Genomic DNA, 14,707 nt, shown 5'->3' with positions numbered 1-14,707 from the left:
CGGTTAGCGCTGCTGGGCTGTTTTTCGGCTTTTTCGTTTGAGTGCCGGATTGGTCAGTGACGGGCGCGTTTCACGGCAGAACAGGAGCACACAGACAAAGTAAATGCCGGCTAGGGTCAGTTCGATCATGGCGAGAATCTGACTGGTGCCGGTGTCGCTGCTGGCACGAACCAGGCCTTCTGTCAGATACGCCAGAATGAGCAGCGACGACCACTGATAGGTATAGCGTTTTCCGTACAATAGGCCACGCAGGGGCAAAAGCAGTGGGATTGCCTTCAGCATCAGCCAGGAGCCGCCTGGTCTGATCGGTGCCAGCCAACGCTCCCAGAGCAGTGAAAGCACAATAAGTCCCAGGAGTGACAGTACGGCCGTCCAGCGTAACCGGTTGAGTAACGGATTCAATTGGGTGGATGGCTGATTCATGATGCGTAATGAGCAGATCTCAGTTTCAGCGCGGTTTCGGCAAGGCGTTTGCCCAGCGCTTTGGCCAGAATCGTTTCTTCCGGATTCAATACGGGGTTGCCGTTGCTGCCGGCAATATGAGTCGGGCCGTATGGGCTGCCACCGCTCGTGGTTTCGGAGAGCTCGGGCAGGCTATAGGGCAGACCCATCAGGAGCATGCCGTGATGGAATAGGGGCAGCATCATGCTCAACAACGTGGTTTCATTGCCGCCATGCATGCTGCCTGACGATGTAAACACGGCGGCCGGTTTGCCGGCCAGCTCACCCGAAAGCCACGTGGTGATCGTGCTATCCCAGAAGTATTTCATCGATGCAGCCATGTTGCCAAAGCGAACCGGGCTGCCTAACGCCAGGCCGTCACAGGTCTCAAGATCGGCAAGGGTGACATAGGGGGCGCCGGCGTCAGGGATGTCTGACGCAGTCGCTTCGCACACCGTGCTGACCCGCGGTACCGTTCTTAGGATCGCTTCCGCACCCGGTGTACTGTCAATGCCATGGGCAATAGCCCGGGCCAGCGCTTCAACGGACCCTTTCTGGCTGTAGTACAAAACAAGAATTTTTCGCATGCCGTATCATACCTGCCAGATATCTTGTCATGCGATGCTCTGCACGTCTAGTCTATGTTCTCTCACCGATTTTCGCTCATATCGACGATGCGACTGCTGCGCCTGAAACTGCAGCCGTGCTTTGCATTGCTGGTGCGGATCCGTGCAGATGAACTGGATGTGGTGGCCGCCTGGCTGGCCTACACGACCCTCTTGTCGCTGGTGCCTCTGGTTGCTCTGGTGCTGGTCATCGCTTCCTGGATACCTGGGTTTGCCGAGGTGCATGCCGCTTTTGATCAATTGCTGGTGACTTATCTGTTGCCTGAAAAGGCCGGCAATCTGATTGCCAATTACACGCTGACTTTTTCATCGAACGCGACCCGCTTTACGGTGGTGGGACTTGGATTTTTGCTGATTGTCGTCTGGGCCATGTTTTGGGCCATCGAGCAGGCCTTCAACCGGATCTGGCGGCTGACCCCGGACAGGCGTTTTCTCCACCGGCTAGGACATTACCTGCTCTTGCTCTGTATTGTGCCGGTGGTGCTGGGGATGGGGTTCGCCGGGGTAATGTGGGCGATTTCCCTATCCATGGGCTTTTTCAACGAGCCCCAATGGCTGCGTCGGCTGGCATCCGGTCTGGTGGGGACGGCGACGCTGACGGCCTTTCTGGCCTGGTTGAATTACGTGTTACCGAATTGCCGTGTTCCGATACGTTTCGCTCTGGTGGGTGGGTTGGCAGCAGCGGCAGGGATTGCGCTACTGCAGTGGGGGTTCGGCCAGTATCTCCAGAAGTTTTCTTCGTTTACAGCGGTTTATGGCGCGTTCTCTATCGTGCCGGTTTTTCTACTCTGGCTTTACCTGTGCTGGTTGATGGTTCTGCTGGGATGTGTGGTGACTGCCGAACTCTCGGATTCGCCTGGGCGGCAGCATGGTTTTCAGCGTTATTTATCCTGAAGCACGGGTGCTGTCTGTCATAATGCGCATCGTTGTAACCTGATTGCTTGGAGTTCCCTGATGACTGCTCTGAATACGACTGACCTGCGCTCGCAGATTGTTGTTCCCCGAAACGAACGTTTGATTGTTGCCCTGGATGTGGCAGACGCCGCAGAGGCTCGGGCGCTGGTGGAACAGCTGGGTGACAGTGTTCAGTTCTATAAGGTGGGCATGGAGCTCTTCATGGCCGGCGGCTATTTCGAGCTGATCGACTGGTTGGGCGAGCGCGGTAAAAAGGTCTTTGTCGACCTCAAGTTTTTTGATGTGCCGGAAACGGTGCGTTCGGCAATTCGTGCGCTGGCCAAAAGAAATGTCGCATTTGCGACCATCCACGGCAATCAGGCCATCATGGAGGCAGCGGGTAAGGAAAAGGGCAACCTCAAAGTGCTGGCTGTGACGGCACTGACCAGCCTGGATCGTGGAGACCTGGATGATCTGGGGTTCCAGTGCGATGTCGCTCAACTGGTGCTCTCGCGTGCACGACGTGCTCTGGAAGCTGGTTGCGACGGCATTATTTCGTCGGGTCTGGAAGCGCCCGTGATTCGTCAGGAGCTGGGGCCACGCATCATGGTGGTGACACCGGGGATCCGCCCTGTGGACAACCGCGGGGGCGACGACCAGAAGCGCACGGTCGATGTCGAACAGGCGTTCCGCAATGGCGCAGACTATATCGTGATGGGGCGCCCGATCCGCGGCGCGACTGACCCGAAGGCGGCTGCAGAAGCTGTTCAGGCCAGCATTGCCAACGTCTTTCCGGAATAAACCCACAAAAGGCTGGTGTTCTGGTCGATCTTTCTGTACAATCCGCGGTTTTTCTCTGTCCGGAATCATCCGTATGGTCGTTATCCGTCTTTCTCGTGGTGGCGCTAAAAAGCGTCCTTTCTATACTCTGGTCGTTGCTGACTCGCGTACGCGCCGTGATGGCCGTTTCGTCGAGCGTCTTGGCTTCTACAACCCGGTAGCTTCGGGTCAAGAAGAGCCGCTGCGCATCGATATGGAACGTCTGGCTTACTGGAAGAGCGTTGGTGCTCAGGTATCGCCGCGCGTTGCCCAGCTGGCCAAGGGCTACGCTGCCAAACTTGCAGCCTAAGTCAGTTATCAAAGAAGGCGCAATGCAGCAGCGTTGCGTCGTTCTTGGCCGCGTCGGTGCGGCTTACGGCATCAAGGGATGGTTTCATCTGCATCCTTTTGCCGATGATCCGGAAGGTTGGCTGGATATGCCAACCTGGTGGATTTCCGATAAAGAACCCGATGTCGAGGGTCAGGCCATGTGGCGCGCAGTCTCTCCGGAGTCAATGCGAATGCACGGTGATGGCCTGGTCGTTAAGCTCGAACATGTTTCTGACCGAAATGGTTCCGAGGCCTTGCGAGGCTTCTGGATCGGCGCGCCTTTAGAATCTCTGCCGGCGCTTGAGAACAATGAATACTACTGGGCTGATCTGGTGGGTCTCAACGTGGTCAATGCCCAGAACGAATCCCTGGGTAAGGTGGACCGTCTGATTGAAACCGGCGCGAATGCGGTGCTCATTGTTGTTGACGGTAGTCAGGAAAAGAAACACGAACGCCTGATTCCGTTTGTCAGCGACATCGTGCTTCAGGTGGACAAAGCCGCAGGCCTGATTCAGGTTGCCTGGGCGGCTGACTGGTAAAGCCGGTCTTCTGCTGTGGGTGCGTCCTTGCGTCTGGCTGCCATTACCCTGTTTCCCGAAATGTTCGAAGCCGTCACCCGCTTCGGTATTTCACGGCGTGCCTTTGAAACAGGCATCTGTTCGCTGACGACGCATAACCCGCGTGATTTTGCGACAGATCGTTACAAAACCATTGATGACCGACCGTTTGGCGGTGGGCCGGGTATGGTGATGATTCCCGGGCCGCTGGAGCAGGCGATTGATGCCGGTGTTGCTGCCGTGAGGGGTGAGGCACATACAGATGCTGATCAAGCGCCGCTGGTCATTTATCTGTCCCCGCAAGGCGTCCCCCTAGATGACCGCCTGGTGCGTGACCTGGCGACCCGTCAATCGATGGTGCTGGTGTGTGGGCGTTACGAGGGCATTGATGAGCGGGTGATCGAACGTCAAGTCGATCTCGAAGTGTCCGTCGGTGATTTTGTGGTGTCTGGTGGCGAATTGCCCGCGATGATGCTGATGGATGCGATATTGCGCTATCAGCCTGGGGTGTTGAACGACAGCCAGTCGGCGGAAGAAGATTCGTTTGCCACAGGCTTGCTGGATTGCCCGCATTACACGCGGCCGGAGATTTATGAGGGCTGTGGTGTACCAGACGTGCTTTTATCCGGAAATCATGAGAAAATACGCGTTTGGCGTTTGGCCGAGTCTTTAAAACGGACACGGGCCCGGCGTCCGGACTTGTTGAGAGATCGAGCTTTCAGCAAGGAAGAAATGCAACTACTCAAGAAACTCGAGCAATCGGGTGAGTAGCTCTGCGGTCGTCACAATAAGGAGATTAACGACATGAATCTGATTCAACAACTCGAACAGGAAGAAATTTCGCGTCTGACCGAAGGCAAGACCATTCCCACATTCGCACCGGGTGACACCGTTGTGGTTCAGGTCAAGGTCAAGGAAGGTTCGCGCGAGCGTCTGCAGGCTTACGAAGGCGTGGTCATTGCCAAGCGTAACCGCGGCCTCAACTCGAATTTCATCGTCCGTAAGATTTCGTCGGGCGAAGGTGTTGAGCGTACGTTCCAGACTTATTCGCCGCTGGTGGCTTCGATTGAACTGAAGCGTCGTGGTGATGTGCGCCGTGCCAAGCTGTACTACCTGCGTGAGCGTTCGGGTAAGTCAGCTCGCATCAAGGAAAAGCTGGAGCGCAAGGCCTAATCAGGTTTGCCCTCAAGCAAAAAAAGCCACCCTCGGGTGGCTTTTTTTATGGGCGTTTCAAAAGATCAGGTCATGCGTTCGGGCGTTGCCACTCGATTAATGCATAGGCCGAATGATTGTGAATCGATTCGAAGTTTTCCGATTCCACGCAGTAGGCATCCAGGCGGCTGTCTTCGTTAAGCCGTGCTGCGACATCGCGCACCATGTCTTCCACGAATTTCGGATTGTCATACGCGCGTTCAGTGACGTACTTCTCGTCTGGGCGCTTGAGAAGGCCGTAAACCTCGCAAGAGGCTTCCTTCTCGACCAGAGCGACGACTTCTTCAATCCAGATATGGTCTTTGGACGTGACGGTAACCGTGACGTGTGAGCGCTGGTTGTGTGCACCACGTTCGGAAATTTCTTTTGAACAAGGGCACAGGCTGGTCACGGGGACGACCACCTTGAGTGCGACACGAATATCATCGCCCGTAATGTCGCCAATCAGCGTGACATCATAATCCATCAGGCTTTCGACGCCCGAGACCGGAGCAGCCTTGTTGATGAAGTAGGGGAAGTTCATCTCGATGTGGCCGGTTTCGGCCTCAAGGCGCTTCACCATATCCTGCAGCATGGCCGGGAAATTCTCGACCGAGATCTCGCGAGATTGTGTGTTCAGAATGTCGACAAACCGCGACATGTGCGTCCCTTTGAAGTTGTGCGGCAGACCAACGTACATATTGAAGTTGGCAATCGTGTGCTGCACACCTACCGCTTTGTCGGCGACGACGATGGGGTGGCGAATGGACTTGATCCCCACTTTGTTAATGGCGATACGTCGACTATCGACGGAGGACTGAACGTCCGGCATGCCGGGGGTTTGGGTGTTCTCTTGGGTCATGATGCTTGTTATTGTTGGAGGGTATGTGAGTTTGACATGAATTCTGCGATTCGGTGCTGCACTGTGTCAGCATCCAGACCGGCTGATTTGTAAAGGTTAGCCATGTCGCCATGCTCGATGAACTGATCCGGCAGACCAATGCGTAGACAAGGGCGGTGTAGATTGAGCGATTGCAGCGCGCGCTCCACTTCGCTACCGGCACCACCGGCGATGGCGTTTTCTTCGAAGGTCACCAGGCGCTCGTGGGTTTCGGCCAGCTGGCGAATCAGATCGAGATCCAGTGGTTTGACGAACCGCATGTTGGCGACTGTGGCATCGAAGCGATCTGCAAGTTTTTCTGCAAGAGGCAGTAGGCCCCCAAAAGCCAGAAAGGCAATGCGTTGACCTTCACGGGTGCGAATCCCTTTGCCAATAGGGACTGTTGCCAGATCGGTCGCAGGTAGACTGCCGGTGCCCGAACCACGCGGGTAACGGACGATCGCCGGCCCCGGGTGTTCATAGCAGGTGCTCAGCAATTGCCGGCACTCGGATTCGGACGCCGGTGTTGCGATGACCATATTGGGAATGCAGAGCGCGTACGAGAGATCAAACGCCCCGTGGTGTGTCGGGCCATCCGCACCTACCAGGCCGGCACGATCAACGGCAAAAGTGACATCCAGATTCTGCAGTGCGACATCATGCACCAGCTGGTCGTAGCCGCGTTGCAGGAAGGTGGAGTAGATGGCAACGACCGGTTTGAGGCCTTCGCAGGCCATGCCGGCCGCCAGGGTGACGGCGTGCTGTTCGGCAATGGCGACATCGTGATAACGATCAGGGAATCGCTCGGCATAGGCCACCATGCCCGAGCCTTCGCGCATGGCGGGCGTAATGGCTATCAGTTTCGGGTCAGCGGTTGCCATATCACACAGCCAGTCGCCAAAGACCTGAGTGTAGGTGAGTGCGGCGCCGCCCTTGGTTTGTCCGCCATTCAAGCCTTCAGCCGTTTCGAACTTGGTGACACCATGATAGAGAATTGGGTCTTCTTCAGCCAGTTTGTAGCCCTGGCCTTTGCGCGTGACAATGTGCAGAAAACGGGGGCCCGACAGCTGCTTGAGGTTCTGTAGGGTGGGAATCAGCGCATCGAGATCGTGGCCGTCAATCGGGCCGTAGTAATGAAAACCGAACTCTTCGAACAGGGTGCCAGGGTTAATCATGCCCTTGACGTGCTCTTCGGCTCGTTTGGCAAAATCCAGCAGGCTTTGCGACACCCCCAGTACCTTCTCCGCCCCCTTTTTAGCCGCGTTATAAAGCTTTCCGGAGGTGAGACGGGTGAGGTAGTTGTACAGAGCGCCGACTGGCGGTGAAATCGACATTTCATTGTCGTTCAGAATCACCAGCAGGTTCGCATTGGCAACGCCGGCATTGTTGAGCGCTTCAAAGGCCTGGCCGGCACTCATGGCACCATCGCCAATAATGGCTACCACCTGGCGTTGCTCGCCCTTGTGTTTAGCGGCCAGTGCCATACCGAGAGCTGCCGAGATTGATGTCGACGAATGCCCAACACCAAAGGTGTCGTAGGGACTTTCGGAGCGCTTCGGAAAGCCGGCGATGCCGTTGAACTGGCGCAGCGTCGACATGCGTTCGCGGCGCCCTGTCAGAATCTTGTGCGGATAAGTCTGGTGACCGACATCCCACACCAGTCGGTCTTCCGGGGTGTCGAAGACAGTGTGCAACGCAACGGTCAATTCGACGGTGCCGAGATTGGATGAGAGGTGGCCACCCGTCTGGGATACGGAATCCAGAAGATACTGGCGTAATTCCGCAGCCACTTGCGTCAGCTGTTCTCGGTTGAGCTGACGGAGATCGGCTGGTGTCTTGATCTGTTCGAGAAGTGATGCGGACATGGTTTCTGTTACCAATCAGTGGGTGCGCCGAACGATTTCCAGCGCGATATCTTTGAGACGTTGTCCGGAAGGCCCGATGTGAGTGATCTGTTCACGGGCCTCGTTCAGCAGATCGTCTGCGAAATTACGGGCCCCCGCAAGACCCATCAGGCTCACGTAAGTCGGCTTTTCGGCAGCAGCGTCCTTACCGGCGGTCTTGCCGAGTTCTTCTGTCGTGCCAGTGCAGTCCAAAATGTCATCAACGATCTGAAATAGGAGGCCGAGTATTTTTCCGAAATGATCCAGTCGGTCCAGTGTGGCTGTATCCAGCGATTCACCAGCCAGAGCGCCCATGCGTATGGCTGCGCGAATCAGTGCACCGGTCTTCATGATGTGCATTTGTTCAAGCTGGGCTTCGTTGAGGGTCGTGCCCACGGATGCGAGGTCAATCGCCTGGCCCCCAGCCATGCCGGCGCTACCGGAAGCTGCAGCAAGGGTGCTGACGAGTGCCTTGGTCGTCTCGGCAGTCACGGGTGCCTGGAGCAGTGTCATAAAAGCCTGGGTCTGAAGGGCATCGCCCACCAGCAGAGCGGTCGCTTCATCGTACTGAATATGACATGTGGGCTGGCCTCGCCGAAGCATGTCGTCATCCATGCATGGCATGTCGTCGTGCACCAGCGAGTAGACGTGGATCATCTCGATGGCTGCCGCACAGCAGTCCAGCGATACTTCAGAGGCACCCGAAATTTCGCCGGCAGCATGAACGAGAATGGGGCGCAGACGTTTGCCGCCATTCAGGCAGACGTAGCGCATGGCCTCATGCAGGCGTTTCGGATTATGGCTGGCAAGCGGCAGAAAATGGTTCAACGCAGCTTCTGTGCGTTGCCGAATTGACTGCAACCAAGCATCAAGTTTCATGGACGATCCACCAGCGTCACGTCGGTCAGTGACTGGCCGTCAAATTGCTGTAGCCGTTGCTCGGCATCGCGCAGGAGTGTGCTGCAGCGGCCGATGAGTTGCTGTCCACGCTGATATGCCTTGAGTGTTTCCTCGAGGGGAAGCCGGTTGCTTTCTACTGACTGGATCAGCGTTTCCAGTTCGGCGATGGCCGATTCGAAGCTCAATCCATCGGTGGGTGGCTGCGTTTGACCGGGCAGAGATTCCGTGGGTTTTCGAGGTGACATGAGGTTTCGCAGCGTTCAGGTCGCCACAGGCAATGTGGCGAGACACTAAAACCTTGAAAGTTAACCGATTCAGGGCTTTCGGTCAATTTAAGGGCGGGGTACAATGCTCGGCTTTGCTAAACCCACTTGTTTGCGGAGGGTAAGGGGATGTCAGCCTTTGACTCGCCCAAATCACTGGTATCTGCGCAGTCGCAACTGCCAGTTTCCTGGTATTTCGATGATGCATTGCTGGCGCTGGAGAGACAGGTCTTTTTTGACCAGGGCCCGGGCTACGTCGGACATGCGCTGATGGCCCCTCATGAAGACGCTTATCGTACTCTGGAAATGAAGGGCCACGGTGCCATGCTGGTGAACCGTGGTGGTGCGTATGATCTGATGTCCAACGTTTGTCGGCATCGTCAGGCCATTATGCTGGATGGTGCCGGAACGCTGGATCATCACATTGTCTGCCCTTTGCACCGCTGGACGTATGATCGCCTAGGGAGCCTAGTGGGCGCACCGCATTTTCCGGATAACCCCTGCCTCAAACTGGGTCGCACCGCCTTGCAAAACTGGAATGGTCTGCTTTTTGAGGGGCCGCGTGATATTCAGAAAGACCTGGCGGACATGCAGCTGGCGTCATCCTTCGATTTTTCCGGCTACAAGCTGGATAAAGTCGTCACGCATGAATGTAATTACAACTGGAAAACTTTTATTGAGGTGTACCTCGAGGATTACCACGTGGCACCTTTTCATCCGGGCCTGGGTGGTTTCGTCAATTGTGATGAGTTGACCTGGCAATTCAGCGATTGGTATTCCATTCAGCGCGTGGGGATCACCTCGCTCGCGAAATCCGGATCTGAAACCTATCGCCGCTGGCAGGATCAGGTGCTGGCGCAGTATGCGCATCTGAATCTGCGGCCTGAGCATGGCGCCGTCTGGCTGACCTATTACCCGAACATCATGGTCGAGTGGTACCCGCATGTGCTGGTCGTGTCCACGTTACATCCGCAGGCTGTTGATAAAACTATCAACATTGTCGAATTCTATTATCCGGAAGAGATCGTGGAGTTTGAACGGGAGTTCATTGAGGCCGAGCAAGCGGCCTATATGGAAACCGCAATTGAGGATGATGAAATCGGAGAGCGCATGGATCGTGGCCGTCGTGCGCTGATGCGGAATGGCCGGAACGAAGTTGGCCCTTATCAGTCCCCGATGGAGGACGGTATGCTGCATTTCCACGAATTCTATCGCCGGATGCTGGGCCAGAAGCTTCAGCCCTTCGGGGGCTGATCAAGACGCTAATGGCAGACGCTGCAATTCGACCGGGAGGGCAATCCTTGTGGATGGTGGTTGCCAGTTTCCTGTTCGGGTGCATGGGGGTGTGCGTCAAGTTGGCCGCCGTCAATAATGACTCCGGTGAAATCGTGCTCTGGCGCTGCACGGTTGCATTGTTAATTGTCTCCGGGTTCATGTTGTTGCGTCGCCGACCGCCACGTACCGTGCATCTGCGCAGTCACAGCTTCCGCTCCTTGTCGGGCTTCTCGGCGTTATTTCTCTATTTTTATGCGATTACCGAGTTGCCATTGGCGACCGCAGTGACCTTGAATTACACCTCACCTATTTTTTTCGTGCTGTGGCAATTTTTGCTACGCGGTTTGAAACCCTCGCGTCTCGCCTGGCTGGCTTTGCTATTGGGGTTTGTGGGGGTGGTCCTGCTGTTGCGCCCTGCAGTTGATGACGATCATTTACTGGGCGCCCTACTGGGACTGGTCTCCGGTGGTCTGGCGGGGCTGGCGTATTTTCACATTCGTGAACTGGGTGCACTCGGAGAGCCCGAGTGGCGGACCGTATTTTATTTTTCGTTGTTTTCAACCGCTGGTGCGCTCGTGTGGGTAGTGTGGCGAGGCTTTCACTGGCCGGCGGTGGAAGATCTGGTTTGGCTGGTTGGCGCGGGTGTTTTTGCGACAGGGGCCCAGCTTGCACTGACGCGGGCGTATAAAAGCGGCAAAACTTTGCTCACCAACGCTCTGGCCTACACCACGGTGGTTTTTGCCAGCCTCTTTGGCGGCCTGTTTTTTGGTGAGCGTATCGATGGGCTGGGCTGGCTGGCCATTGGCCTGATCATGGCCAGTGGCGTCATGGCGTCTCGAGTGCGCTTCACCAAAACAAAAGCACCCTGACGGGTGCTTTTGAGAGTTCGTGGTGCCGGTTGTCGGGATTGAACTGACGACCTACCGCTTACAAGGCGGTTGCTCTACCACTGAGCTAAACCGGCGAACCGGCAAGCATTATAAATACATTTCTTCTTTTCGTACAGTTGTGATCAGAATTAAAACCTTTGATCCACGTCAAAGTTTGTGCCGTCCATGTTGCTATCAGCGGCGTAGACTTAAAAATTTACGCAACGCAGAGTTCAACCATGGTTCAAAAGACAACTGAAGCCAAAGCAGTATCTACGAAAAGCAAACCCGGAACAAAACGAGCACCCACCCGGCCAGTGAGCGCAGGAGACGTAGCACCCAAGATGACCGAACAGGCGCTTTCTGAGTTTATGGTGCAGCGTGGCTTGGAGGCCGCGGATGCGCGTCATGCCGGTGCGCTCAAAGACGTACTCGCCGGATATATTCCTGGCAATGCCCACGAGCTTGCCGAAACGCTGGCGGCGATGCTCGAAGGTGCGGCACCGGATGAGGCGCAGGTGCTGCGTGATGCGCTCTCTGGTAAAGAGAGCGATGTAGAGAAATCGATCGGCATGCCAGATGATGTTTTAGCTGATGATTGGCGCACGGGTGGCTATCCTTATAAGAACCTCATGCTGCGCAAAAATTACGAAGCCGCGAAGTATCAGTTGCAGGTGGAGTTGCTCAAGCTGCAGGCCTGGGTAAAAGACACCGGACAGAAAGTCGTGATCATTTTTGAGGGGCGCGATGCGGCCGGCAAGGGCGGGGCCATCAAGCGTTTCATGGAGCATCTGAATCCCCGGGGTGCCCGCGTGGTCGCTCTGGAAAAACCGTCGGAAAACGAGCGTGGCCAGTGGTATTTTCAGCGCTACATTCAACATTTGCCAACGTCGGGCGAGATCGTGCTGTTTGACCGGTCATGGTACAACCGGGCAGGTGTGGAGCGAGTGATGGGTTTTTGTTCCGCGGCAGAATATGATGACTTCATGCGTCAGGTGCCCGAATTCGAGCGAAACCTTGTGCGCAGCGGCATTCATCTTTTCAAATTCTGGTTCTCTGTCAGCCGTAAAGAGCAACGACGTCGTTTCAAGGAACGCGAGAAGCATCCATTGAAGCAATGGAAGTTGTCTCCGATCGACAAGGCGTCTCTGGATAAATGGGATGACTACACACATGCCAAGGAAACGATGTTCTTTTCGACGGATACCGCCGACGCGCCTTGGATCGTGATCAAGTCTGACTGCAAGAAGCGTGCTCGTCTGAATGCCATGCGCTACGTGCTGCACCGATTGGCGTATGCGCAGAAAGATGGCACGCGGATCGGACCAGTGGATCCTCTGTTGGTGGGTCGGGCGAATGTGGTCTATGAAATCGGTGAGGGCGAGGGGAAGCCCTTGTTGTGAGCCGCTCAGTAGATCTTCAGCAGCGTGGTTCGGTATACTCAAACGACATCGTTGCTGGAAATTCTCATGATTACTAAAGGCCTTGGACATCGTATTGCCGAAGAAGCCAAAAAGGCGATTCATCTGACGCTGTACTTCTGGCTATGGTTTAGTGCGATCAGTTTGCTCACGCACGCTATTCTTCGTGAGCATGGTTTGCCTATAGGTTCGTGGGGCTTAGCCATTATCAAAGCCGCGATCTGCGCTAAATTCGTGTTGATTGGCCAGGCGATTTATCCGATGCAGCATTCTCACGGTAAGGATTTGTGGCGCATCGTGCTGCCAAGATCCCTGGTCTATCTGATCGTGGTGGTCGTGCTTAGCGTGCTGGAAGCCGGTGTGGAGGGGGCTTGGCACGATCATTCGTTCCTGGCGGGTCTCGCCAGTTTTGCCAATGGCGACCCCGTTTATGCCTTCGCCCTGGCCTGGGTTTACTGGCTCATCCTGATGCCTTATCTACTGATCGGGGCGCTCGATCACTATTGGTCGGACAGCAACGCGGAGAAATTAGAGCGTTAACTCTGTGCTGCCGTGCCCCAGTAGTGTCGAGAGTCGGTGCGCCGCAGCTTTGACTTTCTGGGCTTCGATACTATGGCAGTCAGCATCGAACTGCCCAGCAGTACCAACAGCCGTAATGGCTGCAACCATCTGCCCGGTATAGTCGAATACCGGTGCGCTAAGGCCGTTAATGCCAGGGGTATGGCTGCCGCCGGCACGAGCGATCCCTTCTTGCCGGGCATCTTCCACGACCATGTTCTGTTCGGCATCCAGCGACTGACGTCGCGCTTTATCTTTGCCTGCTATATGATCGAGTTCTGCAGACAGGGCCGGTTGAATGACCGTTGGATTAAAGAAAGCACTGAAGCAACGACCGGTGGCGGAATCGTGTAACCCCAGTACGCGACCCACGCGTAAACACACAGAAATGGCATCCCCAGTGTCGATATAGCGCACAATCGTCGCTCCACTGCTGCCCCAGACGGCCAGGCCAACACCCATGCCGATATCATCACAGAGTTCGTCGAGTATCGGCGTGGCCAACCGCAGCGGATCGAGTGTTGCTAGGGCGGACAAGCCCAGCGTCAACGCAAACGGTCCCAAATGATATCGGGCTGATGCCGGATCCTGGTTGACCAAGCCCATACGCTGAAAGCTCACAAGATAACGGTGGGCTTTGGCTGCCGGCATCCCGCTCATCTTTGCAATGTCCTTGAGCATGGTCGGGCGGCCAGAGGCAATGAGTGCTCGCAGAATTGCGCCACCGATCTCGATGGATTGAATGCCTTGTTGCTTGCTGGTGATGAGCTTGGATTCGGGGCCGTTCATGATGATTCTCAAATAATGCTGACATCGATAAAGAAACTTATAATCAGATAGTCTAAACAAAAGCGGTGCCGCTGGGGCGCTCGTGCTCAATTAAAGGGTAAAAAATGACGGCAGTCATGGTATGCAATCCTAAGGGAGGATGTGGCAAAACAACGCTCGCAACGAATATTGCTGGTTGGGCGGCCAGCCAAGGCAAGCGTGTCACGCTTTGCGATCTGGATCGTCAGCAGTCATCGCTGCGCTGGATGTCGTTTCGTGACGAAACTATGCCACCTGTCGATGGCTTCTATGGCGGGGGGCAGTTAATGGCGTCCTTACCCAAAGAGGCTGATATGACGGTGATCGACGCGCCTGCAGGGCTTCAGGGTTATAAGTTAAGCGACTATGTCCGGCTTGTGGACCGGGTCATTATCCCGGTCGTGCCGTCAATCTTTGATATGGCAGCGACCGAAGATTTTCTGAACAGCCTGCGTGGCGATATGCGCGGACAGCGTGGGAAAATTGGCATAGTTGCCATGCGTGTTGATCCGAGAACGCGTGCAGCCAGCATGCTGGAAGAGTTTCTGCAGCATTTCGATCTGCCAATCTTGGCATATATCCGCCCGACATCAAATTATGTGAACGCGGCTGCCGCAGGGCGCACGATCTTTGATCCGCCAAAGTCCCGCCATAAGGCTGATCTGGCCCAATGGGCCCCACTTGTGGCCTGGCTCGAAAAATAAATAGGCGCAGGGGGTTGACAGGGGGTGCAGACTTCCACATAATGCGCACCTTCTCGGACGCGGGGTGGAGCAGTCTGGCAGCTCGTCGGGCTCATAACCCGAAGGTCACAGGTTCAAATCCTGTCCCCGCAACCAACGACTCGTTGGTAAGTTTGAGAAAAGAAGTGTTGACAGAGTAATTTTTGATTGCTATAGTCTCGCTTCTCTGCTGACGGCGACGTTGAGTTGAAGTTAGCGGAACTGATCTTTAACAAATTAGACAACCGATAGGTGTGGGTGTTTACTTGAC

General features: G+C 55.5%; 18 protein-coding genes and 2 tRNA genes. 12 read left to right on the top strand and 8 right to left on the bottom strand.

The window, feature by feature from the left end; all coding sequences use genetic code 11:
- Positions 1 to 3: 3 nt before the first annotated feature.
- Together AC3GOJ_RS08820 and wrbA are read right to left on the bottom strand one after the other, a co-directional pair.
- Positions 4 to 423 (bottom strand): DUF2069 domain-containing protein, encoded by a 420-nt coding sequence (locus tag AC3GOJ_RS08820; RefSeq protein ID WP_488237094.1) that lies wholly within the window; start codon positions 421 to 423, stop codon positions 4 to 6.
- Positions 420 to 1,028 carry an NAD(P)H:quinone oxidoreductase gene (wrbA, locus tag AC3GOJ_RS08815; protein WP_488237093.1) on the bottom strand — a complete coding sequence of 203 codons (609 nt, stop codon included), beginning with the start codon at positions 1,026 to 1,028 and terminating at the stop codon, positions 420 to 422. The genes AC3GOJ_RS08820 and wrbA overlap by 4 nt, the downstream gene beginning before the upstream one ends.
- A gap of 87 nt (positions 1,029 to 1,115) precedes the next feature.
- Between wrbA and AC3GOJ_RS08810 the strand changes: the two genes are divergently transcribed.
- The 6 genes from AC3GOJ_RS08810 to rplS all read left to right on the top strand — a co-directional run bounded on the left by AC3GOJ_RS08810 (position 1,116) and on the right by rplS (position 4,840).
- Positions 1,116 to 1,961: a YhjD/YihY/BrkB family envelope integrity protein gene (locus AC3GOJ_RS08810; RefSeq protein WP_488237092.1), complete on the top strand. Its 846-nt coding sequence runs from the start codon at positions 1,116 to 1,118 to the stop codon at positions 1,959 to 1,961.
- A 60-nt stretch (positions 1,962 to 2,021) separates the two neighbouring features.
- The gene (gene pyrF / locus AC3GOJ_RS08805; RefSeq protein ID WP_488237091.1) at positions 2,022 to 2,762 is read left to right on the top strand and encodes an orotidine-5'-phosphate decarboxylase; all 741 of its coding nucleotides are present in this window, start codon (positions 2,022 to 2,024) and stop codon (positions 2,760 to 2,762) included.
- A gap of 73 nt (positions 2,763 to 2,835) precedes the next feature.
- A complete protein-coding gene (gene rpsP, locus AC3GOJ_RS08800; protein WP_488237090.1) occupies positions 2,836 to 3,090 on the top strand; it encodes a 30S ribosomal protein S16 in 255 nt (84 codons plus the stop codon).
- A gap of 22 nt (positions 3,091 to 3,112) precedes the next feature.
- A complete protein-coding gene (gene rimM, locus AC3GOJ_RS08795) occupies positions 3,113 to 3,649 on the top strand; it encodes a ribosome maturation factor RimM (RefSeq protein ID WP_488237089.1) in 537 nt (178 codons plus the stop codon).
- A gap of 15 nt (positions 3,650 to 3,664) precedes the next feature.
- The gene (gene trmD, locus AC3GOJ_RS08790) at positions 3,665 to 4,438 is read left to right on the top strand and encodes a tRNA (guanosine(37)-N1)-methyltransferase TrmD (protein WP_488237088.1); all 774 of its coding nucleotides are present in this window, start codon (positions 3,665 to 3,667) and stop codon (positions 4,436 to 4,438) included.
- Positions 4,439 to 4,471: 33 nt separating this feature from the next.
- A complete protein-coding gene (rplS, locus tag AC3GOJ_RS08785; RefSeq protein ID WP_488237087.1) occupies positions 4,472 to 4,840 on the top strand; it encodes a 50S ribosomal protein L19 in 369 nt (122 codons plus the stop codon).
- A 70-nt stretch (positions 4,841 to 4,910) separates the two neighbouring features.
- On the opposite strand, the gene folE2 is transcribed toward rplS, so the two are convergent.
- The 4 genes from folE2 to xseB are packed head-to-tail and all read right to left on the bottom strand — an operon-like array spanning position 4,911 to position 8,766.
- Positions 4,911 to 5,720: a GTP cyclohydrolase FolE2 gene (folE2, locus tag AC3GOJ_RS08780; RefSeq protein ID WP_488237086.1), complete on the bottom strand. Its 810-nt coding sequence runs from the start codon at positions 5,718 to 5,720 to the stop codon at positions 4,911 to 4,913.
- An 8-nt stretch (positions 5,721 to 5,728) separates the two neighbouring features.
- Positions 5,729 to 7,603, bottom strand: a complete 1,875-nt coding sequence (gene dxs / locus AC3GOJ_RS08775) for a 1-deoxy-D-xylulose-5-phosphate synthase (protein WP_488237085.1) — start codon at positions 7,601 to 7,603, stop codon at positions 5,729 to 5,731.
- A 15-nt stretch (positions 7,604 to 7,618) separates the two neighbouring features.
- A complete protein-coding gene (locus AC3GOJ_RS08770) occupies positions 7,619 to 8,500 on the bottom strand; it encodes a polyprenyl synthetase family protein (RefSeq protein ID WP_488237084.1) in 882 nt (293 codons plus the stop codon).
- Entirely contained in the window at positions 8,497 to 8,766 is a 270-nt protein-coding gene (xseB, locus tag AC3GOJ_RS08765; protein ID WP_488237083.1) for an exodeoxyribonuclease VII small subunit, read from the bottom strand. Before xseB ends, AC3GOJ_RS08770 begins: the two co-directional genes overlap by 4 nt.
- 147 nt (positions 8,767 to 8,913) lie before the next feature.
- Between xseB and AC3GOJ_RS08760 the strand changes: the two genes are divergently transcribed.
- The gene (locus AC3GOJ_RS08760) at positions 8,914 to 10,038 is read left to right on the top strand and encodes an aromatic ring-hydroxylating oxygenase subunit alpha (RefSeq protein WP_488237082.1); all 1,125 of its coding nucleotides are present in this window, start codon (positions 8,914 to 8,916) and stop codon (positions 10,036 to 10,038) included.
- Between the two features lie 11 nt (positions 10,039 to 10,049).
- Positions 10,050 to 10,928, top strand: coding sequence for a DMT family transporter (locus AC3GOJ_RS08755; RefSeq protein ID WP_488237081.1), 879 nt, complete (start codon positions 10,050 to 10,052; stop codon positions 10,926 to 10,928).
- Between the two features lie 20 nt (positions 10,929 to 10,948).
- On the opposite strand, the gene AC3GOJ_RS08750 is transcribed toward AC3GOJ_RS08755, so the two are convergent.
- A tRNA-Thr gene (locus AC3GOJ_RS08750) sits at positions 10,949 to 11,023 on the bottom strand.
- 144 nt (positions 11,024 to 11,167) lie between these two features.
- Here AC3GOJ_RS08750 and ppk2 point away from each other — a divergent pair.
- Together ppk2 and AC3GOJ_RS08740 are read left to right on the top strand one after the other, a co-directional pair.
- Positions 11,168 to 12,331, top strand: a complete 1,164-nt coding sequence (ppk2, locus tag AC3GOJ_RS08745; RefSeq protein WP_488237106.1) for a polyphosphate kinase 2 — start codon at positions 11,168 to 11,170, stop codon at positions 12,329 to 12,331.
- A gap of 66 nt (positions 12,332 to 12,397) precedes the next feature.
- Positions 12,398 to 12,889, top strand: coding sequence for a hypothetical protein (locus AC3GOJ_RS08740; RefSeq protein WP_488237080.1), 492 nt, complete (start codon positions 12,398 to 12,400; stop codon positions 12,887 to 12,889).
- On the opposite strand, the gene AC3GOJ_RS08735 is transcribed toward AC3GOJ_RS08740, so the two are convergent.
- Positions 12,878 to 13,696, bottom strand: a complete 819-nt coding sequence (locus AC3GOJ_RS08735) for an IclR family transcriptional regulator (protein ID WP_488237079.1) — start codon at positions 13,694 to 13,696, stop codon at positions 12,878 to 12,880. The two genes, AC3GOJ_RS08740 and AC3GOJ_RS08735, sit on opposite strands and share 12 nt — an antisense overlap.
- Before the next feature lie 104 nt (positions 13,697 to 13,800).
- Between AC3GOJ_RS08735 and AC3GOJ_RS08730 the strand changes: the two genes are divergently transcribed.
- Positions 13,801 to 14,418, top strand: coding sequence for a nucleotide-binding protein (locus tag AC3GOJ_RS08730; RefSeq protein ID WP_488237078.1), 618 nt, complete (start codon positions 13,801 to 13,803; stop codon positions 14,416 to 14,418).
- Positions 14,419 to 14,476: 58 nt separating this feature from the next.
- Positions 14,477 to 14,553: transfer RNA gene (locus AC3GOJ_RS08725), tRNA-Met, on the top strand.
- Positions 14,554 to 14,707 lie beyond the last annotated feature (154 nt).

The sequence above is a fragment of the Fluviibacter sp. genome, assembly GCF_057744235.1.
The sequence above is the reverse complement of the archived record's forward strand: the minus strand, read 5'-3'. Positions and strand labels throughout refer to the sequence as shown.